The 23,474-nt window shown below is 60.1% G+C and carries 23 protein-coding genes; 11 read left to right on the forward strand and 12 right to left on the reverse strand.

Translation table 11 applies throughout. The features are described from left to right. Window positions 1-4: 4 nt before the first annotated feature. The 3 genes from LOY43_RS11885 to ribBA all read right to left on the reverse strand — a co-directional run bounded on the left by LOY43_RS11885 (window position 5) and on the right by ribBA (window position 3,530). Window positions 5-952: an ABC transporter permease gene (locus LOY43_RS11885; protein ID WP_220558854.1), complete on the reverse strand. Its 948-nt coding sequence runs from the start codon at window positions 950-952 to the stop codon at window positions 5-7. After that, complete coding sequence (locus LOY43_RS11890; protein ID WP_095050093.1) at window positions 949-1,974, reverse strand: ABC transporter substrate-binding protein; 1,026 nt, start codon at window positions 1,972-1,974, stop codon at window positions 949-951. The genes LOY43_RS11885 and LOY43_RS11890 overlap by 4 nt, the downstream gene beginning before the upstream one ends. 446 nt (window positions 1,975-2,420) lie before the next feature. Then, complete coding sequence (gene ribBA / locus LOY43_RS11895; protein WP_095050094.1) at window positions 2,421-3,530, reverse strand: bifunctional 3,4-dihydroxy-2-butanone-4-phosphate synthase/GTP cyclohydrolase II; 1,110 nt, start codon at window positions 3,528-3,530, stop codon at window positions 2,421-2,423. 68 nt (window positions 3,531-3,598) lie between these two features. On the opposite strand from ribBA, the gene LOY43_RS11900 reads away from it, so the two are divergent. Next, window positions 3,599-3,895 carry a DUF1330 domain-containing protein gene (locus LOY43_RS11900; protein WP_095050095.1) on the forward strand — a complete coding sequence of 99 codons (297 nt, stop codon included), beginning with the start codon at window positions 3,599-3,601 and terminating at the stop codon, window positions 3,893-3,895. A 161-nt stretch (window positions 3,896-4,056) separates the two neighbouring features. Here LOY43_RS11900 and LOY43_RS11905 read toward each other — a convergent pair whose 3' ends face one another. From LOY43_RS11905 to LOY43_RS11935, 7 genes are all read right to left on the reverse strand, one after another. Continuing rightward, window positions 4,057-4,620 carry an NUDIX hydrolase gene (locus LOY43_RS11905; protein WP_201232809.1) on the reverse strand — a complete coding sequence of 188 codons (564 nt, stop codon included), beginning with the start codon at window positions 4,618-4,620 and terminating at the stop codon, window positions 4,057-4,059. Between the two features lies 1 nt (window position 4,621). Beyond that, window positions 4,622-5,374, reverse strand: coding sequence for a GntR family transcriptional regulator (locus LOY43_RS11910; RefSeq protein ID WP_007918001.1), 753 nt, complete (start codon window positions 5,372-5,374; stop codon window positions 4,622-4,624). Between the two features lie 58 nt (window positions 5,375-5,432). Further along, a complete protein-coding gene (locus tag LOY43_RS11915; protein WP_027613073.1) occupies window positions 5,433-5,822 on the reverse strand; it encodes a carboxymuconolactone decarboxylase family protein in 390 nt (129 codons plus the stop codon). 135 nt (window positions 5,823-5,957) lie between these two features. Continuing rightward, window positions 5,958-6,443, reverse strand: a complete 486-nt coding sequence (locus tag LOY43_RS11920) for a flavin reductase family protein (RefSeq protein WP_095050098.1) — start codon at window positions 6,441-6,443, stop codon at window positions 5,958-5,960. Window positions 6,444-6,455: 12 nt separating this feature from the next. Beyond that, complete coding sequence (locus tag LOY43_RS11925) at window positions 6,456-7,937, reverse strand: aldehyde dehydrogenase (protein ID WP_095050099.1); 1,482 nt, start codon at window positions 7,935-7,937, stop codon at window positions 6,456-6,458. Further along, complete coding sequence (locus LOY43_RS11930) at window positions 7,934-8,767, reverse strand: alpha/beta fold hydrolase (RefSeq protein WP_258709694.1); 834 nt, start codon at window positions 8,765-8,767, stop codon at window positions 7,934-7,936. Before LOY43_RS11930 ends, LOY43_RS11925 begins: the two co-directional genes overlap by 4 nt. A gap of 31 nt (window positions 8,768-8,798) precedes the next feature. After that, window positions 8,799-9,389, reverse strand: a complete 591-nt coding sequence (locus tag LOY43_RS11935; RefSeq protein ID WP_007917992.1) for an amino acid synthesis family protein — start codon at window positions 9,387-9,389, stop codon at window positions 8,799-8,801. Between the two features lie 439 nt (window positions 9,390-9,828). On the opposite strand from LOY43_RS11935, the gene LOY43_RS11940 reads away from it, so the two are divergent. Both LOY43_RS11940 and LOY43_RS11945 read left to right on the forward strand, forming a co-directional pair. Next, window positions 9,829-10,872: a YCF48-related protein gene (locus LOY43_RS11940; RefSeq protein ID WP_258709695.1), complete on the forward strand. Its 1,044-nt coding sequence runs from the start codon at window positions 9,829-9,831 to the stop codon at window positions 10,870-10,872. Then, on the forward strand, window positions 10,869-13,253 hold the full coding sequence (locus LOY43_RS11945; RefSeq protein WP_095050102.1) for an RND family transporter: 2,385 nt from the start codon (window positions 10,869-10,871) through the stop codon (window positions 13,251-13,253). The genes LOY43_RS11940 and LOY43_RS11945 overlap by 4 nt, the downstream gene beginning before the upstream one ends. Before the next feature lie 364 nt (window positions 13,254-13,617). On the opposite strand, the gene LOY43_RS11950 is transcribed toward LOY43_RS11945, so the two are convergent. Beyond that, window positions 13,618-14,337, reverse strand: coding sequence for a FadR/GntR family transcriptional regulator (locus tag LOY43_RS11950; protein WP_064392969.1), 720 nt, complete (start codon window positions 14,335-14,337; stop codon window positions 13,618-13,620). A gap of 199 nt (window positions 14,338-14,536) precedes the next feature. Continuing rightward, a complete protein-coding gene (locus LOY43_RS11955) occupies window positions 14,537-16,273 on the reverse strand; it encodes an IlvD/Edd family dehydratase (protein ID WP_093437804.1) in 1,737 nt (578 codons plus the stop codon). Between the two features lie 194 nt (window positions 16,274-16,467). Here LOY43_RS11955 and LOY43_RS11960 point away from each other — a divergent pair, with 194 nt between their 5' ends. The 8 genes from LOY43_RS11960 to LOY43_RS11995 all read left to right on the forward strand — a co-directional run bounded on the left by LOY43_RS11960 (window position 16,468) and on the right by LOY43_RS11995 (window position 23,353). After that, the gene (locus tag LOY43_RS11960; RefSeq protein ID WP_077573249.1) at window positions 16,468-17,790 is read left to right on the forward strand and encodes an MFS transporter; all 1,323 of its coding nucleotides are present in this window, start codon (window positions 16,468-16,470) and stop codon (window positions 17,788-17,790) included. Window positions 17,791-17,964: 174 nt separating this feature from the next. After that, the gene (araD1, locus tag LOY43_RS11965; RefSeq protein WP_093437819.1) at window positions 17,965-18,957 is read left to right on the forward strand and encodes an AraD1 family protein; all 993 of its coding nucleotides are present in this window, start codon (window positions 17,965-17,967) and stop codon (window positions 18,955-18,957) included. A gap of 9 nt (window positions 18,958-18,966) precedes the next feature. Next, complete coding sequence (locus tag LOY43_RS11970) at window positions 18,967-20,547, forward strand: aldehyde dehydrogenase (NADP(+)) (protein WP_258709696.1); 1,581 nt, start codon at window positions 18,967-18,969, stop codon at window positions 20,545-20,547. Between the two features lie 156 nt (window positions 20,548-20,703). Continuing rightward, a complete protein-coding gene (locus LOY43_RS11975; RefSeq protein WP_220558680.1) occupies window positions 20,704-21,015 on the forward strand; it encodes a DUF5629 family protein in 312 nt (103 codons plus the stop codon). Continuing rightward, window positions 21,002-22,177 (forward strand): lactonase family protein, encoded by a 1,176-nt coding sequence (locus LOY43_RS11980; RefSeq protein WP_258709697.1) that lies wholly within the window; start codon window positions 21,002-21,004, stop codon window positions 22,175-22,177. The genes LOY43_RS11975 and LOY43_RS11980 overlap by 14 nt, the downstream gene beginning before the upstream one ends. Before the next feature lie 156 nt (window positions 22,178-22,333). Continuing rightward, on the forward strand, window positions 22,334-22,513 hold the full coding sequence (locus LOY43_RS11985) for a hypothetical protein (RefSeq protein WP_007917967.1): 180 nt from the start codon (window positions 22,334-22,336) through the stop codon (window positions 22,511-22,513). Window positions 22,514-22,886: 373 nt separating this feature from the next. Continuing rightward, a complete protein-coding gene (locus LOY43_RS11990) occupies window positions 22,887-23,099 on the forward strand; it encodes a hypothetical protein (RefSeq protein ID WP_258709698.1) in 213 nt (70 codons plus the stop codon). Then, window positions 23,096-23,353 (forward strand): hypothetical protein, encoded by a 258-nt coding sequence (locus LOY43_RS11995; RefSeq protein WP_258709699.1) that lies wholly within the window; start codon window positions 23,096-23,098, stop codon window positions 23,351-23,353. Before LOY43_RS11990 ends, LOY43_RS11995 begins: the two co-directional genes overlap by 4 nt. Window positions 23,354-23,474 lie beyond the last annotated feature (121 nt).

Below are 23,474 nucleotides of genomic sequence, written 5' to 3' on the forward strand. Positions count from 1 at the left end.
CGGCTTACCTCGCGTTACTGGCGCCAACCGGGGATTCCGGCTGAAGCTTCAGGTAGAAGTAGAACAGCACCAAAGTGATCGCGATCAGCAACGCAGCGCCGGCACTGGCCAGGCCCCAGTTGAGGAACGATTGCACCTGCTGAATGATGAACTCCGGCAGCATCATGTTCTGCGCCCCGCCGAGCAGTGCCGGGGTGACGTAGTAACCGAGCGACATGACGAACACCATCAAGCCACCGGAGGCCAGACCCGGCCGACACAGCGGCAGGAACACCCGGAAGAAGTTGGTCCACGGACTGGCTCCGCAAATCGAGCCGGCCTGCAGAATCATCGGGTCGATGGCCTGCATGGTTGCCTGCAACGGCAGCACGATGAACGGGATCATGATGTAGCTCATGCCGATCACTACGCCGGTGAGGTTGTGCACCATTTCCAGCGGCTGATCAATGATGCCCATCGCCATCAGAGCCTTGTTGATCACGCCCGACGCTTGTAGCAGCACCAGCCACGAATAGGTGCGGGCGAGCAGGCTGGTCCACATCGACAGCAGCACGATGTTGAGGATCCAGCGCCCCCAGCCGCGTGGCACCAAGGTGATCGCCCAGGCCAGTGGAAAGCCCAGCAGCAAGCTGAACAGCGTCACCAGCCCGGCCACCGAGAAGGTGTTGAGCAGCACTCGGGCGTAAGCCGAGTTGGCGAACAGTTGTTCATAGTTGCCAAGGCCTGGCGTCGGTTCAAGCACGCCGCGCAACAGCAGACCAATCAACGGCGCGAGGAAAAACAGGCCGATGAACAGCAGCGCTGGGGCGAGGTTGCCGGCGCCGCGCCAGCGTTGTCTGAGGGACGGGGCTTGCTGCATCGCAACCGCCTGTGTTCCGTGGGCCGAACCGGCAGCGCCGGTGGCGCCCCCGGTGGCAGTGGAGGGACGGGGCGCGGTGGCCGCCATTTTCATTTGACCAGCCATTCGTTCCACCGTGTCGCGATGGCCTGGCCGTTTTTGGCCCAGTACGCGAAATCTAGAGTGATCTGATCCTTAGCATAGGCAGTCGGCAGGTTGGGGGCCAGCGTCGAATCCAGACGCTCCACACTGTCGAGGTTGACCGGGGCGTAGGCGGTCAGGTTGGAGAAGTCGGCCTGGCCCTTGGCGCTACTGGCGGCGGCCAGAAACTTCATCGCCGCGTCCTTGTTTTTCGAGCCTTTTGGAATCACCAGAATGTCGGCCATGACCAGGTTCTGTTTCCAGCTCACACCGACCGGTGCGCCGTCTTCTTGCAGGGCGTGAATGCGACCGTTCCAGAACTGGCCCATGCTCGCTTCACCGGAGGCCAGCAGTTGCTGCGACTGCGCGCCGCCGCCCCACCAGACGATGTCTTTCTTGATGGTGTCGAGTTTCTTGAAGGCGCGATCGAGGTCGAGCGGGTAAAGCTTGTCGGCAGGCACGCCGTCGGCCAGCAGCGCCAGTTCGAGTACGCCAGGGCTTGGCCATTTGTACAGGGCGCGTTTGCCCGGGTAGGTTTTGGTGTCGAACAGGGCGCTCCAGTCCTGTGGCTTGTTGGCGCCGAGTTTGCCCTCGTTGTAGCCGAGGACGAAGGAGAAGAAGAACGAGCCGACGCCGTGATCGCTGACGAAACGCGGGTCGATCTTGTCGCGCTGGATGACTTTGAAATCGAGGGGTTCGAGCAGGCCTTCAGCGGCGGCACGCAGGGCGAAGTCGGCTTCGACATCGACCACGTCCCACTGCACGTTGCCGCTCTCGACCATGGCTTTGAGTTTGCCGTAGTCGGTCGGGCCGTCCTGCACGACGGTGATGCCGCTGGCCTTGCTGAACGGATCGGCCCAGGCCTGTTTCTGCGCATCCTGGGTGCTTCCGCCCCAGCTGACGAAGTTCACGCTCTCGGCAGCCATTGCAGCCTGACCGGTGACGCTGAGCAGTCCCGCGAAAAAGATCGCGGTTGCAGCTTTGTTCAACACCATTTTTACGCCCTCATTGTTGTGTTTTTGAGCGGGCTTGCGTTGTTGCCCGCCTGTCGGGAGCAGTAGATGGACCTTCGTTGGAATGTCCGGTCTATGGAATATCATATTATGGTATTCCAAACTTTGTGCAAGCACTTTGCCTTACCAGTTATCTGGAGGCTGATGGTTTTTCACTTGAGAGATGTGTAGAAATTTTAGATCCAGCCCCTCATCGGAACGCCGCCCGCCCAGCCCTCTCCCAATGGGAGAGGGGGAAAGGGAGCAGATCTTCATGTCGTTCAAAACCGCGCTCGACTCGGCATTGGAAAGGGAGCCGATCTTTGTGCTGTTCAAAATCTGAGTTCGACACGGTATTTCAGGTCGGCGTATAGCGACTAAACACCTCGGTCAGCTCCCTCTCCCTACGGGCGGTCCGACGTTTCGGGAGGGCTGGGGTGAGGGCCGCTTCACTCGGTAAACGGAATACTCTCGACCACTTCCAGGTCATACCCGGTCAACCCGGCGTATTTCAGAGGAGGGCCCAGGTGACGTAGCTTGCCCACCCCAAGATTCTGCAAAATCTGCGCCCCAGTCCCGACCTCCGAATAAATTCGCGATTGCGAACGGCTGAACTGTCTCGGCGGCTGGGTCAATTGCGGCACCCGCTCCAGCAACGCCTGCGAAGATTCATGATTGGCCAGCACCACAACCACCCCATGGCCCTCAGCCGCCACCCGTTGCAACGCCGCCCACAGCGTCCAGTTCGTTGGCCCGCTGTACTCGGCACCGACCAGATCACGCAGTGGATCGATCACATGCACGCGCACCAGCGTCGGTTCTTCACGGCGCAGATCGCCCATGACCATCGCCATGTGCACGCCGCCCTCGATGCGATCCTCAAAGGTGATCAAGCGAAACGTGCCATGCACCGTCGGCAGCTCCCGTTCGCCGATGCGTTCAATGGTGTGTTCGGTGCTCAGGCGATAGTGGATCAGGTCGGCGATGGTACCGATCTTGATCCCGTGCTTGCGCGCAAACACTTCCAGATCCGGGCGACGGGCCATGGTGCCGTCGTCGTTCATCACCTCGACGATCACCGAGGCCGGCGTAAAACCGGCCAGACGTGCCAGGTCGCAACCGGCCTCGGTGTGGCCGGCGCGGGTCAGCACGCCACCTTCCTTGGCGCGCAACGGAAAGATATGGCCCGGCTGCACCAGGTCTTCAGCGCGGGCATTCGGCGCGACGGCGGCGGCCACGGTGCAAGCGCGATCTGCTGCGGAGATGCCGGTGGTCACGCCCACCGCTGCTTCAATCGATACGGTAAACGCGGTGCTGAACACGCTGCCATTGGCCGGGACCATTTGCTCCAGGCCCAAACGCTGGCAATGTTCGTCAGTCAGGGTCAGGCAGATCAGCCCGCGCGCTTCACGGGCCATGAAGCTGATCGCCTCGGGCGTGCAACGGTCGGCGGCCAGCAGCAGGTCGCCCTCGTTCTCGCGATCTTCGTCATCGACCAGCAGGACCATTTTGCCGAGACGATAATCTTCGATGATTTCTTCGATGCTGTTGAAGGCCATGCTGGACTCTCAGGGTTCGTTGGAAATATATTGGTATACCATAATACAAAATCAACAATGAGGTCACTATGAAGGCGTACTGGATTGCTCATGTGGATATAGCCGATGCCGATCATTACAGCCAATACACCCAGCGCGCGCCGGTGGCGTTTGCTGAGTTTGGTGCGAAATTTCTGGCGAGGGGCGGGCGCAGCGAAGCGATGGAAGGACGCGAGACGCCACAGCGCAGCGTGGTGATCGAATTCGAAAGCTACGAAAAAGCCGTGGCGTGCTACCACTCGGCGGCGTATCAGGAAGCGAAAAGTTATCGCGAGGAATGGGCGAAGGCGGAAATCATCATCGTCGAAGGCATCGCCCCACTCTGAAGCCTAGGGTATTGATCGTTCCCACGCTCCGCGTGGGAACGCAGCCCCCTTTCAAAGCCGAACGCGGAGCGTCCGAAGAGGCATTCCCACGCGGAGCGTGGGAACGATCAGAACGACCGCATTCGCGAGCAGGCTCGCTCCCACAGGGGTATAGGTGGTGATCAGCGGATGAAGTGAATCTTGCCGCTATCGTCATTGCCCATGTAGATCCCATACACCCCAGCCTGGCGTTCTTCGATATAGCGCTCGAGAATCTGCCGGATCGCCGGGTAATAGATCTGCTCCCACGGAATGTCTTCAGGCGCGAAGAACTTGTAATCGAGGGTTTCCGGCCCGTACTGCCCGGTGATCTCCAGTGCGATCGCACGGAAGATGATGTACACCTCGCTGATCTTCGGCACGCTGAAAATCGAGTACGGCGAGACGATTTCCGCGCGCACGCCGCTTTCTTCCCAGACTTCACGGATGGCCGCTTGCTCGGTGGTCTCGCCGCTTTCCATGAACCCGGCGGGCAGCGTCCAGGTGCCCGGGCGCGGTGGGATCGCCCGTTGGCACAACAGGTATTTGCCGTCCTGCTCGATGATGCAGCCGGCAATGATTTTCGGATTGATGTAATGGATGTAGCCGCAGCCGCGACACATCAGGCGCTCGTGCGTATCGCCCGCCGGTATCTGCTGACCGAGGTCAGGGCCACCGCATTTCGGGCAATAGCTCGGGCTGAACATATCAGTGACCTATACGCGGTTCTTTCAGCGCGATGGGCAGGGTCATGGCCGGGGTTGCGCCGGTCTCTTCCTGCTTGCGCTTGAGATAGTCGAGCGCCACCGCAGCGGCAGCGCGAACGTGATCGACACAGGCCTGATGCGCCACCAGCGGATCGCCGCTTTTGATCGCCTCGACCATTTTTTCCATTTCCTGATTACTCGCGCCGCGACGGTTTTCCTGGGAGACCGAGGTCGCGCGCAGGTAGCTGATGCGTGCCTGCAACTGGCGTAGCTGAGTCGCCGCGACATGGTTGCCCGAGCCTTCGAGCAGCACGTCGTAGAAGCCTTGCACCGAGTCGATCACCTGTTGCAGTTCGCCGTCCTTGAGCGCCTTGCGGTTCTCGTCGAGGGCTTTTTCCAGGGCCTTGATGTCCTTGGCTTTGGCGCGCAGGGTGAACAACTGCACGATCAAACCTTCCAGCACGCAACGCAATTCGTAGATATCCACGGCGTCGGCCAATGTGATGATGGCGACACGCGGGCCTTTGGCATCGGCGAACTCGACCAGACCTTCGGATTCCAGGTGACGCAAGGCTTCACGCACCGACGTACGGCTTACACCGAGGCGATCGCACAGATCGCGCTCGACCAGACGATCGCCGGGCATGAGCTGGAAATTCATGATCGCGCTACGCAGTTTATCCAGCACGATTTCACGCAGGGTAACGGGGTTGCGATTGACCTTGAAGCTGTCGTCGAGTGGCTGGCGTTTCATGGGGTCCGCTCATTCGGTTGGCTGTCCATGCCAGACGGGCATCTAAACAGCCGAGGGGTTAACTGGAGGCCTCGGCGTCGGCTTCGGCAAAGGCTTCACGGGCCAGCCGGAAACTGTCCACGGCTGCCGGAACGCCGCAATAAATGCCGACCTGAAGCAGAATTTCGCGTATTTGCTCACGACTCAGGCCGTTACGCAAGGCGCCGCGCACATGCAGCTTGAGTTCATGCGGACGGTTGAGCGCCGAGATCATCGCCAGGTTGATCATGCTGCGCTCCTTGAGCGACAAACCCTCACGCCCCCAGACATGGCCCCAGCAGTATTCGGTGACCATTTCCTGCAGCGGACGGGTGAAGTCGTCGGCGTTGTCGATTGAACGCTGAACGTAGGCTTCGCCGAGCACCTGAGTGCGGATCTTCAGACCTTTTTCGTACTTTTCGTTACTCATCATTCCTCCTGTGACCACGATCCCTTGTAGGAGTGAGCCTGCTCGCGATAGCAGTGGATCAGTCGACATCAATGTTGAATGTCAGTCCGCTATCGCGAGCAGGCTCACTCCTACAGGGGGATTTGTGTGAATCCGTCAGGCCAGGGTCGGCAACGGGCCGAGCTTGCCTTTGTGGTAGATCATCGGCGTCACCGGTTGCTCGGGCAGGATCAGGTTCTTCACCGCGCCAACAATGATCGCGTGGTCGCCACCATCGTATTCACGCCACAACTCGCACTCGATGATCGCGGTGGCTTTAGCGAGAATCGGGTTACCCAATTCGCTCAAATGCCACGCGATGTCCTTGGCCTTGTCCTTGCCTTTACTGGCGAACGCATAGGCCTCAGCCGTCTGGTCAGCCGACAGCAAATGGATCGCAAATTTCTTGCTGTCACGCAGCACCGGGTAGGTGTCGGAAGCATAGTTGGGGCAGAACAGCACCAGTGCCGGGTCAATCGACAGCGCACTGAAGGCGCTGGCGGTGATGCCGACGATGCCGCCATCCGGGTCGAGGGTGGTGACCACCGTGACGCCGGACGGGAACGAGCTCATGACGTCTTTGTAAATGCCGGGTTCGATCATTTCGCAGGACTCCTAGCGCATCACAAACGGATCAGGCATTGGCGCCTGGGAAAGGTTGATCCACACCGTTTTCAGTTCGGTGTAGGCCAGCACCGAATCGATGCCGCTTTCGCGTCCATAGCCACTGTTCTTGAAGCCGCCGATCGGCGCCATCGCTGACACCGCGCGGTAGGTGTTGACCCAGATAATTCCAGAGCGCACATCGCGCGCCAGACGATGGGCACGACCGAGATCGCGGGTCCAGATGCCGGCGGCGAGGCCGAACTGCGAGTCGTTGGCGATCGCCAGTGCTTCGGCTTCATCTTTAAAGCGGATCACCGACGCCACCGGGCCGAAGACTTCTTCCTGCATGATCTTCATCGAATTGCGGTCGCATTCGAACAGCGTCGGCTCGTAGAACCAGCCTTCGCCGAGATCGGTCGGACGCTTGCCGCCAGTGCGCAAACGCGCGCCTTCAGCGATGGCGTCGGCGACCAGACCTTCGACCACCGCCAATTGCTGCGCGGTGGCCATCGGGCCCATTTCACTGTGGTCTTCCTGCGGGTTGCCGATGCGAATGCGCTGGGCGCGTTCGACCAGTCGGCTGACGAATTCGTCGTAGATCTCGTCCTGCACCAACAGCCGCGAACCCGACACGCAGCTCTGCCCGGAGGCCGCGTAGATCCCGGCGATCGCGCCGTTGATCGCGCTGTCCAGATCGGCGTCGGCGAAGATGATGTTCGGCGACTTGCCGCCCAGTTCCAGCGACAGCTTGGCGAAGTTCTCGGCGCTGCTGCGCACCACGTGCCGCGCTGTCGCCGCGCCGCCGGTGAAGGCAATCTTGCGGATCAGCGGATGGCGGGTGAGGGCGGCGCCAGTGCTCGGGCCGTAACCGGTGACGACGTTGACCACGCCCGGCGGAATGCCGGCTTCGAGGGCCAGTCGCGCCAGTTCAAGAATGGTTGCGGACGCGTGCTCGGAAGGCTTGATCACAATCGTGTTGCCAGCGGCGAGGGCCGGGGCGAGTTTGATTGCGGTCAGGTACAGCGGGCTGTTCCACGGAATGATCGCGGCGACCACGCCCATTGCTTCGTGCACGGTGTAGGCGAACAGGTCGGGCTTATCCAGCGGCAGCGTGCCGCCTTCGAGCTTGTCGGCCAGGCCGGCGGTGTAGTGGAAAAACTCCGGCAGATAACTGACTTGCCCACGGGTTTCGCGGATCAGCTTGCCGTTGTCGCGGCTTTCCAGCTGCGCCAGTTGTTCTTTATTTTCGGCGATCAAGTCGCCGAGACGACGCAGCAGTTTGCCGCGCGCAGTGGCAGTCAGGCCACGCCATGCCGGGCTGTCGAAAGCAGTCTGTGCCGATTGCACGGCGCGTTCGACGTCCGCTTCATCGGCGTCGGGCAACTCCGCCCAGGCTTGGGCCGTGGCCGGGTTGAGGCTTTCGAAGGTCTTGCCGGAGAGGGCGTCGACCCATTCTCCGCCGATGCACATCTGGAAGCGTGCGAGTGTCATGCAACGATCCCCTTTATATGGTTTTGTCGGGAGTGTGCGAATTCGAGAAATTCCAGCAGCGTCTGGTTGACCAAGCGCGGCGACTCTACCGGCATCATATGCCGTTGCTCAGGCAGCACGGCAACCTTCGCACCGGGGATGCGTCGGGCCAGTTGCTCGGCCATTTCCGGGGTCGAACCCGGATCGAGTTCGCCAGTGGCAATCAGCGTCGGCGCCTGAATGCTGCCCAGGTCGTCGGCGCGGTACATGTCTTGGGTAGCGAACAATTCATAAGTGGTCAGGTAACCCTGCGGATCATTACCGGCCAGGGTCTGGCGGATCGCAGCGATCTGCGCCGGGTTGGCCGCTTGATACTCGCGGCTGAACCAGCGCGACAACGCCGCTTCGGCATTGGCGTCCGGGCCATGTTCGGCGGCTTGCGCGGTACGGGCGATGACGCCGGCACGCTGTTCTTCGCTGCGGTTGAACACGCTGTTCAAGACCACCAGGCTTTGCAGGCGCTCCGGGTAATGCAGGGCAAAGGCCCGCGCGACCAGGCCGCCCATGGAGAAACCGATCACCGCTGCCTGCGGCAGATTCAAGTGATCGAGCAACTCCAGCAACTGATCGGCGTAACCGAGCAGGGCGGTGCCGCTGGCCGGTCGCGGGCTGGCGCCATGGCCGAGCATGTCGTAGGCGATCACCCGGTACTGGCTGGACAGGCCGACAATCTGCCCGCCCCACATTTCTTTGTTCAGGCCCACGCCGTGGATCAAAACCACGGGCTGGCCTTGGCCGGTCGCCAGGTAACTGGTGCCAGCCGGGGTGAGTTCAGCGGTGAGCCGAATCATGGAGCGCTCCTGCAGTGCCTTTTTATTGTGATTACTGGGCTTTTTCGGCGGCCAGTTCTTCCAGATCGATGTAGCGGTTACCGATGCGCGGGTGCAGGCGACCACCGTCGGCGCAACCCAGCACGACGACGATTTCGTCGGCGCGTGGCGCGTCTTCGATCTGCATTTCCAGGGTGATGTAGTGCGAACGCTGACCTTCGTCGTCCTTGTGCATCATCGGGATCTGGATCGAAGTGCCCGGGCCGCCGCGCTTGTTGGTAAAGCTCAGGTAGCTCTTGGCGTTGACCGCTTCGCGGTAGTGATTGCCAAAGCGCAGGGTGTGGATCACGGCGGAGGCGTGTTCGATCTCGCCATCAGCGCCGACCACAGCGGCTTTGCCGTAGGCCTCGATTTTTTCCGCACCGCCGATGATGCCGACCAGACGTTCAACCATCAGCGCGCCGAGGTCGGAGCAGTTGGCACGGATCTGCGGTTTGAGGTCTTCAACGAAACCGTTGCCCACCCATGGGTTTTTCATCACCACGGCGAGGCCAACCATGGTCACGGGTTTGTCAGTGGCTTTGCCGCCTTCGATAAAAGTTTCTTCGACATAGCTGACGATCTTGCGAATTTCGAAACTCATGAGCTGCTCCGTTGGGGGATTAAGAGTGTCTGTGCGTCTGATGGTATACCATAATACCGATCGTGCAAGTCCCTCCGGTAACTTTTGCCGCATCACCCCGGCGAATGGTCATGTATTCAAATCCCAAAGCCCCCACAACTCCCTGTAGGAGTGAGCCTGCTCGCGATAGCGGTGTGTCATCTGAGCAATTGCTAACTGATACACCGCTATCGCGAGCAGGCTCACTCCTACAGGGGGGAATCCGTCGGCAATGCGGTTAACAAAAGATAACGTGGCGCCGATTGTCAGACGTTTCGAAAGCCCGATAGGATGAGCCAGCTTCCGAAGTGGCTCTGGATTGCGGGTTTCAGGACTATGCTTCTGACCAGCCATCAGCGGAGCACACTTGCGGCGCCCTTGAAGGCCAGATGGCCTAACAATAATAAAGAGGGGAAGGTCTATGAGTCGTTGCCGCCCGCCGGCGTTACGCAACACCGCGTTGCTGGCCACAGCACTCTCCATGCTGGGCTTGGCCACGTTATCGGCACCGGTGATTGCCGCCGAGGCGCCGGCCGATGTGGTCTATGCCACCGAATCCGCCAAAGCCGCGAAAAGCCTGATACTCGATGTCGTCCACGCTGGCGCACGCCTGGTCGCGGTCGGCGATCGCGGGCACATTCTCTATTCCGATGACCAGGGCAAAACCTGGAAGCAAGCCAAGGTGCCGAGCCGGCAACTGCTGACGGCTGTGTATTTTGTCGACGACAAACACGGCTGGGCGGTCGGCCATGACGCGCAAATCCTCGCCAGCGCAGACGGCGGTCTGACCTGGGCCAAGCAATTCGAAGACCTCAAACGTGAATCGCCGCTGCTCGACGTCTGGTTCAAGGACGTCAACAGCGGCCTCGCCGTGGGCGCGTACGGCGCGTTGATGGAAACCACCGACGGCGGTAAAAACTGGGAAGACGTCAGTGACCGCCTCGACAACGAAGATCAATTCCACCTCAACGCCATCGCAGCGGTGAAGGACGCGGGGCTGTTTATCGTCGGCGAGTCGGGCAGCATGTTCCGCTCCGCCGATGACGGCCAGACCTGGGAAAAACTCGAAGGCCCGTACGAAGGTTCGCTGTTCGGCGTGATCGGCACGGCGCAACCGCAGACCCTGCTGGCGTGCGGCTTGCGCGGCAACCTCTACCGCTCCACCGATTTCGGTAGCACCTGGGAGCAGGTCGAGCTGAAAGCTGCGCGCGGATCGCTGGAATTCGGCCTGTCCGGCGCGACCCTGCTTGAAGATGGCTCGATCGTGATCGTTGGCAACGGCGGTTCGGTGATCAGCAGCAGCGACAACGGCGAGACCTTCAGCGTGTTCAACCGTCCGGATCGTATTTCCCTGTCGTCGGTCACCGCTGCCGGCGACGGCAACCTGATTCTGAGCGGGCAGGGTGGCGTTCACACCACGCTGCCAAACGGTGCCGAGATCAATAATAAGAAGGCGGGGCTATGACTTCCTTGATCACTCCTCAGCAGGACAAGGCGACGTTTCTTGAGCGCCTGATCTTCAACAACCGTCCGGCAGTGATCCTTATCTGCCTGGTGGTGAGTATTTTCCTGTTCTGGCAGGCCACGCTGATCCGGCCGTCGACCAGTTTCGAAAAAATGATCCCGCTCAAGCATCCGTTCATCGAGAAGATGATGGAGCACCGCAACGATCTGGCGAACCTGGGCAACACTGTGCGCATTTCGGTGGAAGCCAAGGACGGCGACATCTTCTCCAAGGAGTACATGGAGACTCTGCGCCAGATCAACGACGAGGTGTTCTACATCTCCGGCGTCGACCGTTCTGGCCTGAAGTCGCTGTGGAGCCCGAGCGTACGCTGGACCGAAGTGACCGAAGAGGGTTTCGCCGGCGGTGAAGTGATCCCGCAGAGCTACAACGGCTCGCAAGACAGTCTCGATCTGCTGCGCAACAACGTACTCAAGTCAGGTCAGGTCGGGCGTCTGGTGGCCAACGACTTCAAGTCGAGCATCGTTGACATCCCGCTGCTGGAGTCCTACCCGGACCCGGAAGACCAGGGCAAGTTGCTCGCGCTGGACTACCGCAAGTTCTCCCATGAACTCGAAGACAAGATCCGCAACAAGTTCGAAGCGCAGAATCCCAACGTCAAGATCCACATCGTCGGATTCGCCAAGAAGGTCGGCGACCTGATCGACGGTCTGGTGATGGTGGTGTTGTTCTTCGGTATCGCTTTCGTCATCACCCTGATTCTTCTGTTGTGGTTCACCAACTGCGTGCGCAGCACCATTGCGGTGTTGAGTACGACGCTGGTGGCGGTGGTCTGGCAGCTCGGCTTGATGCACTTCTTCGGTTTCGGACTCGATCCGTATTCGATGCTGGTGCCGTTCCTGATTTTCGCCATCGGTATTTCCCACGGCGTGCAGAAGATCAACGGTATCGCCCTGCAATCCAGCGAGGCCGACAACGCATTGACCGCTGCGCGGCGCACCTTCCGCCAACTGTTCCTGCCGGGGATGATCGCGATTCTTGCGGATGCGGTGGGCTTCATCACCCTGCTGATCATCGACATCGGGGTGATCCGTGAACTGGCCATCGGCGCGTCGATCGGCGTGGCGGTGATCGTGTTCACCAACCTGATCCTGCTGCCGGTCGCCATTTCCTATGTCGGCATCAGCAAGCGGGCGATTGCCAAGAGCAAGAAGGACGCCAACCGCGAACACCCGTTCTGGCGCTTGCTGTCGAACTTCGCCAACCCGAAAGTCGCACGTATTTCGGTGGTGCTGGCGCTGATCGCCTTCGGCGGCGGCCTCTGGTACAGCCAGAACCTGAAAATCGGCGACCTCGACCAGGGCGCGCCGGAACTGCGTCCGGACTCGCGCTACAACAAGGACAACAACTTCATCATCAACAACTACTCGACCAGTTCCGACGTGCTGGTAGTGATGGTCAAGACCAAGGCTGAAGGTTGCTCGCGTTATGAGGCCATGGCGCCGATCGATGAGCTGATGTGGAAGATGCAGAACACCGAGGGCGTGCAGTCGGCGATCTCGCTGGTGACCGTGTCCAAGCAGATGATCAAGGGCATGAACGAGGGCAACCTGAAGTGGGAAACCCTGTCGCGCAACCCGGACGTGCTGAACAACTCGATTGCCCGCGCCGACGGTCTGTACAACAACAGTTGCTCGCTGGCGCCAGTGCTGGTGTTCCTCAACGATCACAAGGCTGAAACCCTCGATCGTGCGGTGCACGCGGTGCAGGAATTCGCCAAGGACAACAACAAGGACGGTCTGGAATTCATCCTCGCCGCCGGTAACGCCGGCATCGAAGCGGCCACCAACGAAGTCATCAAGCAGGCTGAGCTGACCATCCTGATTCTGGTGTACATCTGCGTGGCAGTGATGTGCATGATCACCTTCCGTTCGTGGGCGGCGACGCTGTGCATCGTCCTGCCGCTGGTGCTGACCTCGGTACTCGGCAACGCGCTGATGGCGTTCATGGGCATCGGCGTGAAAGTCGCGACCTTGCCGGTGGTGGCGCTGGGTGTGGGGATCGGTGTCGACTACGGCATCTACATCTACAGCCGTCTGGAGAGTTTCCTGCGTGCGGGGCTGCCGTTGCAGGAAGCCTATTACCAGACGCTGAAATCCACCGGTAAAGCCGTGCTGTTCACCGGTCTGTGCCTGGCGATCGGTGTGTGCACCTGGATCTTCTCGGCGATCAAGTTCCAGGCCGACATGGGCCTGATGCTGACCTTCATGCTGCTGTGGAACATGTTCGGGGCGCTGTGGCTGCTGCCGGCACTGGCGAAGTTCCTGATCAAGCCTGAGAAACTGGCGGGGCAGAAGGGCAATTCGCTGTTTGCGCATTGATCTGAAAGGCTGAAACGACAAAGCCGCAACCTTAGGGTTGCGGCTTTTTTGTGTTTTAAGATCAAGAGCCCCCTCACCCTAACCCTCTCCCGGAGGGAGAGGGGACTGACCGAGGTGTGCGGCTTGATACATCGACCTGAAACACCGAGTTGATTATGGATTTAACGCAAATCATTCGACCTGAGATACCGAGTTGATTATGGATTTAAAGCAAATCATTCGACTTGAGATGCCAGTCGGTTATGGATTCACTGCAAATCGTTCAAGTCGGCGTAAATCCCGAATATCCCCCAATCGGTCCCCTCTACCTCTGGGCGGTCCGACGTTTCGGGAGGGCTAGGGTGAGGGCAAGCAGTCTCAAGCCTTAAGTGAGTTCAGCGCCAAGCACGACACTCAAAGCACTACGCGCATCATCCAGCTGCACCAACGTCGCATGCCGAGCCCCCAGCGCATCACGATTCTCGATCGCCGTCAAAATCGCCTTATGCCGTGGCAACGCCAATTCATGCAGATTCGGCCGCTGATTCGAATGCTTCAACGCCTCGGCAATCGCCACCGACAACATATTGCACAGATTCGCCAACAAGTCGTTGTGTGTCGCATCGGCAATCCGGCTATGGAAATCCAGATCCGGCTGCAACAACGCTTCCGGCGTCGGCGCCGCTTCCATGCGCTGATACGCCTCGCCAATCGCGGCAATATCAGCCTCGGTCGCATGTTGAGCAGCGAGGGCGGCAGCCGCCGGTTCGATGATGCTGCGCACACTGGTCAGCACATTGAAGAATTCATTCTGCGGGCTGCTTTGCATCAGCCAGTGCAGCACGTCCGGGTCGAGCATGTGCCATTCGCGCCGCGCCTTGACCACCGTGCCAACCCGAGGCTTGGAATACACCAGCCCCTTGGCCACCAGCACCCGCGTGGCTTCGCGTAACACCGGCCGGCTGACCGCGTACTCCTCGCAGAGCAGGGCTTCGGCGGGCAGTTTGTCGTCGGGCAAGAAGCGTCCGGAGACGATCTGCATGCCCAGTTCCTGGACGATGCGCGAATGCATGCTTTTGCGGTCGGAAGGTTTGCGGTAATCCATGGGGAGTGGCGCGATCCTGAGCGATGGAGATGCCGCGCATCATAGCAGGCACCAGACAATCTTGAGGCGGGTAATGATCGTTCCCACGCTCTGCGTGGGAATGCTGCCCGGGACGCTCTGCGTCCCATTTCAGAGCTGGAACGCGGAGCGTCCCTTGAGGCATTCCCACGCGGAGCATGGGAACGATCGGTGGAGAAGGTCAGTGAGAGTGGCGCGGGACTTCAGCGCCGCGGCAGCCTACCAGGAAGTCGAAGTCACAGCCCTGATCCGCCTGCAGCACATGGTCGATGTACAACTGACGATACCCGCCCACCAACAACTGCTGCGGCGGCTGCAGATCCGCCATGCGTGCCGCCAGTTCGGCATCCGGAATATCCAGGTGCAGCCGCCCGGTGGCGCAATCCAGCTCGATCCAGTCGCCTTCCTGCACCGTCGCCAAAGGCCCGCCGGCCGCCGCTTCCGGCGCCACGTGCAAAACCACCGTGCCGTACGCCGTGCCGCTCATCCGCGCATCAGAAATGCGCACCATGTCGGTCACACCCTGTGCCAACAACTTGGCCGGCAAGCCCATGTTGCCGACTTCGGCCATGCCCGGATAACCCTTCGGCCCGCAGTTCTTCATCACCAGAATCGAATCTTTATCGACCTCCAGTTCCGGATCGTTGATCCGCGCCTTGTACATGTCGAAGTTCTCGAACACTACCGCGCGGCCGCGATGCTGCATCAATTCCGGGGTCGCGGCGGACGGCTTGAGCACGGCACCCAGTGGCGCCAGATTGCCGCGCAATACGCAAATGCCGCCGTCAGCACGGATCGGATTGTCTAGGGTGCGGATCACCTCGTCCTCGCCATAGATCGGCGCGTCCTTGGTGTTCTCGCCAATCGACTTGCCATTGACCGTCAGTGCATTCGGGTTAGGGATCAGATTGGCTTCACCGAGACGCCGCAGCACTGCCGGCAAACCACCTGCGTAATAGAACTCTTCCATCAGGAAACGCCCAGACGGTTGCAGGTCGACAATGGTCGGCATGCCACGACCGATACGGGTCCAGTCGTCCAGATCCAGTTCAACGCCGATGCGTCCAGCGATAGCTTTCAAGTGAATCACCGCGTTGGTCGAACCACCGATGGCGGCGTTGACCCGGATGGCGTTTTCGAAGGCTTCCTTGGTGAGGATCTTCGACAGTTTCAAATCTTCGCGAACCATCTCCACTGCACGCATACCGGACATGTGCGCCAACACATAACGTCGCGCATCCACCGCCGGGATCGCCGCGTTGTGCGGCAGGGAAGTGCCCAGTGCTTCAGCCATGCAGGCCATGGTCGACGCCGTGCCCATGGTGTTGCAAGTGCCTGCCGAACGCGACATGCCACCCTCGGCCGCAAGGAAATCGTCAATCGTGATGGTGCCGGCCTTGACCTGCTCGCTGAGCTGCCAGACCACGGTGCCCGAGCCGATGTCCTTGCCCTTGTGCTTGCCGTTGAGCATCGGCCCGCCAGTCACAACAATCGCCGGCACATCGCAACTCGCCGCGCCCATCAGCAGCGCTGGAGTGGTTTTGTCGCAACCGGTCAGCAGCACCACGCCGTCGATCGGGTTGCCGCGAATGGCCTCTTCAACGTCCATGCTCGCCAGGTTGCGAGTGAGCATGGCGGTCGGGCGCAGGTTCGATTCGCCGTTGGAGAACACCGGGAATTCCACTGGAAAACCACCGGCCTCGATCACCCCGCGTTTGACGTGCTCCGCGATCTGGCGGAAGTGCGCGTTGCACGGGGTCAGTTCCGACCAGGTGTTGCAGATGCCGATGATCGGCTTGCCATGGAACTGGTGGTCGGCGATGCCCTGATTCTTCATCCAGCTGCGGTACATGAAGCCGTTCTTGTCGGCCGTGCCAAACCATTGGGCGGAGCGCAGGGTGGGTTTCTTATCAGACATGATCGATTCTCTTATTGTATGACTATAGTGTTCCAACTACGGCCTAATCTAAGCGCAAAATCCTAGGTTTGGAAGTGTTGTTGGTGAATTAGTATTACTATATAGTCGTTTTCGACGGAGGGATGGCCCTGACGGTTTTTCCGTGAGAGGCGTCCCCCGAGGTTCTATAAAAACAACAATCGGAGACCGATCTCATGAGCCAGGAACTGCGGCTAATCCGGCGCATTACGCTGAAACTGATTCCCTTCCTGATCCTGCTGTACCTGATCGCCTATGTGGATCGCTCCGCCGTCGGCTTCGCCAAGCTGCACATGGGCGCTGACATCGGCATCGGTGACGCCGCCTACGGCCTCGGTGCCGGGCTGTTCTTCATTGGCTACTTCCTTCTCGAAATCCCCAGCAACCTGATGCTCGAACGCTTCGGGGCACGGCGCTGGTTTGCGCGGATCATGATCACCTGGGGCGCGATCACCATCGGCATGGCCTTCGTTCAGGGCCCGCACAGTTTCTACGTGATGCGCTTTCTGCTCGGCGCGGCCGAGGCGGGGTTCTTCCCCGGCGTTCTCTACTACATCACCCAATGGTTCCCGGTGCGCCATCGCGGCAAGATCCTTGGCCTGTTCATCCTCTCCCAGCCGATCGCGATGATGATCACCGGCCCGGTATCCGGCGGTTTGCTCGGCATGGACGGCGTCCTTGGCCTGCACGGCTGGCAGTGGCTGTTCATCGTCATCGGCACCCCGGCGATCCTCCTGACCTGGCCAGTGCTGCGCTGGTTGCCTGACGGCCCGCAACAAGTGAAATGGATGGATCAAGCCGAGAAAGACTGGCTGACCGGTGAGCTGAAAAAGGATCTGCAGGAGTACGGCCAGACCCGCCACGGCAACCCGCTGCATGCGCTGAAAGACAAACGTGTGTTGCTGCTGGCGCTGTTTTATCTGCCGGTGACGTTGAGCATTTATGGCCTCGGTCTATGGTTACCGACGCTGATCAAACAGTTCGGCGGCAGTGATCTGGTCACCGGTTTTGTGTCGTCGGTGCCGTATATCTTCGGGATAATCGGCTTGCTCATCATCCCGCGCAGTTCCGATCGTTTGAATGATCGTTACGGGCATCTGGCTGTACTTTATGTGCTGGGCGCGATTGGCTTGTTCCTGAGTGCGTGGCTGTCGCTGCCCGTGGCGCAATTGGCGGCGTTGTGTCTGGTGGCGTTTGCGCTGTTTTCCTGCACAGCGGTGTTCTGGACCTTGCCGGGGCGCTTCTTTGCCGGCGCGAGTGCGGCGGCGGGGATCGCGTTGATCAACTCGGTAGGGAACCTGGGCGGATACATCGGGCCGTTCGTGATCGGGGCGTTGAAGGAGTACACCGGGAATCTCGCGTCCGGCCTGTATTTCCTATCGGGCGTGATGGTGTTCGGCTTGATCCTGACGGGCGTGGTTTACCGCGTGCTGGAACGCAAACACGTGCTCCCGGTTGACCAATTTGCCGCCAGCGCCCGTGGCGCTACCCGCACCTGAACCCCATCGACCCATCACCACCGAACCTGTGGGAGCTGCGGTGCGACGACTCGACTTGCCAGCGATAGCAATCTGTCAGACACATTAATGCTGAATGTGCCGCCGTCATCGCTGGCAAGCCAGCTCCCACAGGGTTTTGCAGTGTTTCGAAGTTTTGTGTAAAGGAGAGGACATATGCATCTGGTTCAATTCGAATTAAGCAACCGCGAACGCCGCGTCGGCGTGGTCGACAACGATCTGGTGCGCGAAGTGCTAGACGCGCGCAGCGTGCGCGATCTGGCGCTCGCCGCCATCGAAGCCGGCAACACGCTGGAACAGCAAGTGCAGATCCTCGGCCTCGGCATCAGCCACGACTACGCCGAACTGCTCGCGCAACTGCGCATCCTGCCGCCCCTCGATCACCCGGACCCGGCGCACATGCTGATCAGCGGTACTGGCCTGACTCACCTGGGCAGCGCCTCGGCCCGCGACAAGATGCACCAGCAGGCCGGCGACGAAGCGGCGATGACCGACACCATGCGCATCTTCAAATGGGGTGTGGAGGGCGGCAAACCGGCGGCGGGGCAGGCCGGTGTGCAACCAGAATGGTTCTACAAAGGCGACGGCAGTATTGTCGTTCGCCCGGGTCAGCCGTTCCCGGTGCCGCCGTTTGCTGAAGACGCTGGCGAAGAACCAGAGATGGCCGGCCTCTACCTCATTGGCAACGACGGCAAGCCTTATCGCCTGGGTTTTGCGGTGGGCAACGAGTTCTCCGATCACATCATGGAGCGCAAGAATTACCTGTACCTCGCGCACTCGAAATTGCGCAGTTGCAGTTACGGCCCGGAACTTCGCACCGGTGAACTGCCTCAACATCTGGCAGGCACCAGTCGCATCCTGCGTGACGGCGAAGTGCTCTGGCAGAACGAGTTTCTCAGCGGCGAGGCGAACATGTGCCACAGCCTCGCCAACCTCGAATACCACCATTTCAAGTACAGCCAGTTCCTGCGTCCGGGGGATGTGCACATTCACTTCTTCGGCACCGCGACCCTGTCGTTCGCCGATGGCATCCGCACCCAGCCGGGCGACGTCTTCGAAATCAGCCAGGCCGAATTCGGCGCCCCGCTGGTCAACGGCATCGTCCCGGTTCCGGCGGCATTTGAACCGGACAGCATCGGCACCCTTTAAGGAGATCCCATGACTCAGATTCTCGGTCACAACTACATTGGTGGTCAGCGCAGCGCCGCTGGCGACGTCAAACTGCACTCCGTCGATGCCACGACGGGCGAGCAGTTGCCGCACGATTTCATTCAGGCCACGGTTGAGGAAGTCGACGCAGCGGCCAAAGCTGCCGCTGTCGCGTACCCGGCTTATCGCAGCCTCAGCGCCGAACGCCGCGCGCAGTTTCTCGACGCAATTGCCGATGAACTGGATGCCCTCGGTGATGATTTCGTCGCCGTGGTCTGCCGCGAAACGGCGTTGCCCGCCGGACGCATTCAGGGCGAGCGCGGACGCACCAGCGGGCAGATGCGTCTGTTCGCCAAGGTTCTGCGTCGGGGTGATTTCTACGGTGCGCGGATTGATCTGCCGTTGCCGGATCGCCAGCCATTGCCACGTCCTGATCTGCGCCAATACCGCATCGGCCTCGGTCCTGTTGCGGTGTTCGGCGCAAGCAACTTTCCACTGGCGTTTTCCACGGCGGGCGGCGACACCGCTGCGGCGCTGGCCGCCGGTTGCCCGGTGGTGTTCAAGGCCCACAGCGGTCACATGGCCACGGCTGAGCTGGTCGCTGACGCGGTGATTCGTGCAGCGGAAAAAACCGCGATGCCTGCCGGTGTGTTCAACATGATCTACGGCGGTGGCGTCGGTGAATGGCTGGTCAAGCACCCAGCGATTCAGGCAGTCGGTTTCACCGGTTCGCTCAGAGGCGGACGTGCGCTGTGCGACATGGCCGCTGCACGCCCGCAACCGATCCCGGTGTTTGCCGAGATGTCGAGCATCAACCCGGTGATCGTCCTGCCGCAGGCCCTTGCCGAGCGTTCGGAAACGGTTGCCCGCGACTTGACTGCTTCAGTGGTGCAGGGCTGCGGTCAGTTCTGCACCAATCCGGGCCTGGTCATCGGCATCCGCTCGCCAGAGTTCAGCGCGTTCGTGCAGCAGGTTGCGGGTTTGATCGGTGATCAACCGGCGCAAACCATGCTCAACGCCGGCACCCTCGGCAGCTACGGTAATGGCTTGCAGAAACTGTTGGCGCATCCCGCCATTGAGCATCTGGCCGGCAATCCGCAGCAGGGTAATCAGGCTCAGCCGCAATTGTTCAAGGCCGATGCGAGCCTGTTGATCGATGGCGATGAAGTGCTGCAGGAAGAAGTGTTCGGCCCGACCACGGTGATTGTCGAAGTGGCGGACAAGGCGCAACTGAGTGCCGCATTGCACGGCCTGCATGGGCAACTGACCGCGACGATCATTGGCGAGCAGGCGGACTTTGAACGTTTCCCTGAGCTGACGCCGTTGCTGGAACAGAAGGTCGGGCGGATCCTGCTTAACGGTTATCCGACCGGTGTCGAGGTGTGTGATTCGATGGTGCATGGCGGGCCGTATCCGGCGACGTCTGATGCTCGTGGCACGTCGGTGGGCACGCTGGCCATCGACCGTTTCTTGCGTCCGGTGTGCTTCCAGAATTACCCGGACAGCTTGCTGCCCGAGCCGCTGAAGAACGCCAACCCGCTGCGCATCCAGCGCCTCGTCGACGGCAAGCCCTCACGCGACGCCCTCTGACACGCTGCCCCTGTAGGAGCTGCCGAAGGCTGCGATCTTTTGATCTTGATCTTAAAAAACAAAATCAAAAGATCGCAGCCTTCGGCAGCTCCTACTCGGGGAGTCGAGCGCCATGAGCTATCATTGGCCCTTTCCCCCCTAGAAAGACTGTTTGCCATGACTGCCCAAACCCTTCTCAACGCCCTCGAACACTGCGGTATGGTCGAAATCGACGGCCTGCATGCCTTCGAATTCGCCCTCGACGAAGACGACAACCTGCACATCGAATGCATCGACGGCCGAGCGGCCAAGCATTGGGAATTCACGCCGGCTCAGGTTGCCGCTGCAACCTTCGACGACTCTTTGCAGAGCTGGTTGATCGTCGGCTATTTCAATGAAACCAAAGCGATCGGCGAACACCGCTTGGTTTGTCATGGCGACGTAGTCAGCAGCAGCGACGACGAGGACGAAATTGATGAAAATGCGTAAATTCTGGCCGCTGCTGATGGCCGGCAGCGTCGGTGCCATGGGGCTTTCCAGCGCATCCGCCGAGAACTTCCAGCTGCTGGTCGGTTCCTACACCGCCAACACCAGCCAGGGCCTCTATCGAATGAACTTCGACAGTGCCACCGGCCAGATCGCCGCCAAACCGCTGCAAGTGGTCAAAAGCGAAAATCCGTCATGGCTGACCCTGTCCAAAGACCAGCGTCGCCTGTTCGTGGTCAACGAAAACGGCCCGGGCCAGAAAGACCCGGTCGGCCGTGTCAGCAGCTATTCGATCGATCCGAAAACCCACACGCTGACCCTGATCAATCAAGTTCAAAGCCTGGGCAACGAGCCGACCCATTCGAGCCTCAGCGCTGACGCCAGCCACTTGTTCGTCAGCAACTATTCGGTGATGGAAGATCCGGGTGGAACGCTGGCGGTACTGCCGGTGGGTGCTGACGGCAAACTCAAACCGGTGGTGCAGATGAGCGCGCACCCGGCGAGCCGGGTCAACCCGGAGCGCCAGGCCTCCAACCACGTCCATTCGACGGTCTCTTCGCCGGACGGCCGCTACGTGTTCTCCAATGATCTGGGCGCGGACAAGGTTTTCATTTATCAATTCGATCCGAAAGCCAACCCGGAGCTGCCGCTGACCCCAGCGAAAGCTGCATCCGTGGCGTTGCCTGCCGGCAGCGGCCCGCGTCATTTGCTGTTCAGCGCTGACGGTAAACACGCTTGGCTGACCATGGAAATGAGCGCGCAGGTCGCGGTGTTCGACTACCACGACGGCGTGCTGACCCAGACGCAACTGGTCGATCTGGCCGCCGGCCAGCCGACTTCGGACAAGGCTGCGGCGGCGCTGCACGCTTCGGCGGATGGCAAGTTCCTCTACGTCAGCAACCGTGGCACCGCTAATCAGCTGGTGGTGTTCGCGATCGATCCGGCAAGTGGCCAGCTCAAAGAACTGCAAAAGCGCTCGGTGGAAGGTGATCACCCGCGCGAGTTCAGCCTCGATCCAAGTGGCAAATTCCTGCTGATTGCCAACCAGAAGAGCAACGAAATTGTCGTCGTCGAGCGCGATGGCAAGACCGGTCTGCTCGGCAAAACCGTGCAGAAACTGCCGATGGACGCGCCCAGCGACCTCAAGTTTATCGTGCGACAATAAGCCACAGGCCCCGGTTTAAGGGGCCTGTCTCTTTGTATTAATCGCGCTGATATCCGGTAATGCTACAAAGCATTTCAAGCGATCAACCCTTGAGCGTTAAGTTTGCTTCACAGCCCAACCGGGCAAGCAAGCCAACCGAACACGAGGGTTACCGCCATGAACTTCAATCTCTTCTCCGTGATTGCCGCTTCCGCCATCTCCGCCACCGTTGTGCTGCCAGCCAGTGCCAACGTTGAAATCAACAGCAAAAAATCCCACACCCAGAGCTACACCCAGAAATACCTGCAACAGAGCGCCAACTTCTACGCCGCCCTGGATCACAAAGCCCAACACTGAAATGCCCGTTCTGCACAACTCCCTGTAGGAGCTGCCGAAGGCTGCGATCTTTTGATCTTGTTTGATCGTTCCCACGCTCTGCGTGGGAATGCCTCTAGGGACGCTCTGCGTCCAGTGACGCGGAGCGTCACGGGCTGCATGCTCACGCAGAGCGTGGGAACGATCGGAAAAAGCAAAATCAAAAGATCGCAGCCTTCGGCAGCTCCTACACGTGTGCGCGTGTTTTTCGCGACCTGATAGGTTTTTTCAAACCTGCAAATAGACTGGCTAAATAATCAACGAAGCTGATGTTTACTATGGCAAACCCTGAGTGGTTAGCGCGGCTTTTTTGATTGATTCTGTGGACATCGAAACATGCCCACGGGAGAACACCATGGCCAGCGCAATCCTTCATTCAGCCAAACGCGGCGCCTACCTGGCCATCGGTCTTTACATGGTCGTGGTGCTGGTCGTCAGTATCGCATCGCAGATGGAACACAGCTTTGACGCACCGATTCAAGTCGCCCACCCAGGCATCCAGTTTGAAGTCCGCTCGCAAAGCGTGATGGTCGACCGGGCCGAACTCGCGGGAGTCGGCGGAGCATGAAAGGTTACAGACTCTGGGTGATCGCCGGTTTGGCGTTTTTCACCAACGGCGCTTCATTATTGGGTATCGGTCAAGGCTCGGTGGGCGCACTGGCCCGGGCCATAGAGGCCAATCACAACATCGCGCACAACATCGAACGAGCGAATACCTTGGGGCTGATGGCCGGCAATCCGCCGGTAAAGGTTTCGGCTGATTTTCTCGGACCGTTCGAGATAGATTGCATGGCACTCGGCATGTGCAACGCGCTGGCATAGACAACACGATTGATCGTTCCCACGCTCCGCGTGGGAATGCAGCCCCGGACGCTCCGCGTCCGATTGGAACGCAGAGCGTCCCTTGAGGCATTCCCACGCAGAGCGTGGGGAACGATCAAAG

Origin of the sequence: Pseudomonas sp. B21-041, from assembly GCF_024748675.1 — a bacterium.
GTDB classification, from domain to species: Bacteria; Pseudomonadota; Gammaproteobacteria; order Pseudomonadales; family Pseudomonadaceae; genus Aquipseudomonas; species Aquipseudomonas neuropathica.

Coding starts and splice junctions, on each gene's coding strand:
- araD1 (WP_093437819.1), top strand. CDS start 17,965: ATGCATCTGGTTCAATTCGAATTAAGCAACCGCGAACGCCGCGTCGGC.
- LOY43_RS11945 (WP_095050102.1), top strand. CDS start 10,869: ATGACTTCCTTGATCACTCCTCAGCAGGACAAGGCGACGTTTCTTGAG.
- LOY43_RS11995 (WP_258709699.1), top strand. CDS start 23,096: ATGAAAGGTTACAGACTCTGGGTGATCGCCGGTTTGGCGTTTTTCACC.
- LOY43_RS11885 (WP_220558854.1), bottom strand. CDS start 952: ATGAAAATGGCGGCCACCGCGCCCCGTCCCTCCACTGCCACCGGGGGC.
- LOY43_RS11890 (WP_095050093.1), bottom strand. CDS start 1,974: ATGGTGTTGAACAAAGCTGCAACCGCGATCTTTTTCGCGGGACTGCTC.
- LOY43_RS11935 (WP_007917992.1), bottom strand. CDS start 9,389: ATGAGTTTCGAAATTCGCAAGATCGTCAGCTATGTCGAAGAAACTTTT.
- ribBA (WP_095050094.1), bottom strand. CDS start 3,530: ATGGCCTTCAACAGCATCGAAGAAATCATCGAAGATTATCGTCTCGGC.
- LOY43_RS11950 (WP_064392969.1), bottom strand. CDS start 14,337: ATGGATTACCGCAAACCTTCCGACCGCAAAAGCATGCATTCGCGCATC.
- LOY43_RS11985 (WP_007917967.1), top strand. CDS start 22,334: ATGAACTTCAATCTCTTCTCCGTGATTGCCGCTTCCGCCATCTCCGCC.
- LOY43_RS11900 (WP_095050095.1), top strand. CDS start 3,599: ATGAAGGCGTACTGGATTGCTCATGTGGATATAGCCGATGCCGATCAT.
- LOY43_RS11970 (WP_258709696.1), top strand. CDS start 18,967: ATGACTCAGATTCTCGGTCACAACTACATTGGTGGTCAGCGCAGCGCC.
- LOY43_RS11960 (WP_077573249.1), top strand. CDS start 16,468: ATGAGCCAGGAACTGCGGCTAATCCGGCGCATTACGCTGAAACTGATT.
- LOY43_RS11955 (WP_093437804.1), bottom strand. CDS start 16,273: ATGTCTGATAAGAAACCCACCCTGCGCTCCGCCCAATGGTTTGGCACG.
- LOY43_RS11940 (WP_258709695.1), top strand. CDS start 9,829: ATGAGTCGTTGCCGCCCGCCGGCGTTACGCAACACCGCGTTGCTGGCC.
- LOY43_RS11975 (WP_220558680.1), top strand. CDS start 20,704: ATGACTGCCCAAACCCTTCTCAACGCCCTCGAACACTGCGGTATGGTC.
- LOY43_RS11905 (WP_201232809.1), bottom strand. CDS start 4,620: ATGTTCAGCCCGAGCTATTGCCCGAAATGCGGTGGCCCTGACCTCGGT.
- LOY43_RS11930 (WP_258709694.1), bottom strand. CDS start 8,767: ATGATTCGGCTCACCGCTGAACTCACCCCGGCTGGCACCAGTTACCTG.
- LOY43_RS11990 (WP_258709698.1), top strand. CDS start 22,887: ATGGCCAGCGCAATCCTTCATTCAGCCAAACGCGGCGCCTACCTGGCC.
- LOY43_RS11910 (WP_007918001.1), bottom strand. CDS start 5,374: ATGAAACGCCAGCCACTCGACGACAGCTTCAAGGTCAATCGCAACCCC.
- LOY43_RS11920 (WP_095050098.1), bottom strand. CDS start 6,443: ATGATCGAACCCGGCATTTACAAAGACGTCATGAGCTCGTTCCCGTCC.
- LOY43_RS11925 (WP_095050099.1), bottom strand. CDS start 7,937: ATGACACTCGCACGCTTCCAGATGTGCATCGGCGGAGAATGGGTCGAC.
- LOY43_RS11980 (WP_258709697.1), top strand. CDS start 21,002: ATGAAAATGCGTAAATTCTGGCCGCTGCTGATGGCCGGCAGCGTCGGT.
- LOY43_RS11915 (WP_027613073.1), bottom strand. CDS start 5,822: ATGAGTAACGAAAAGTACGAAAAAGGTCTGAAGATCCGCACTCAGGTG.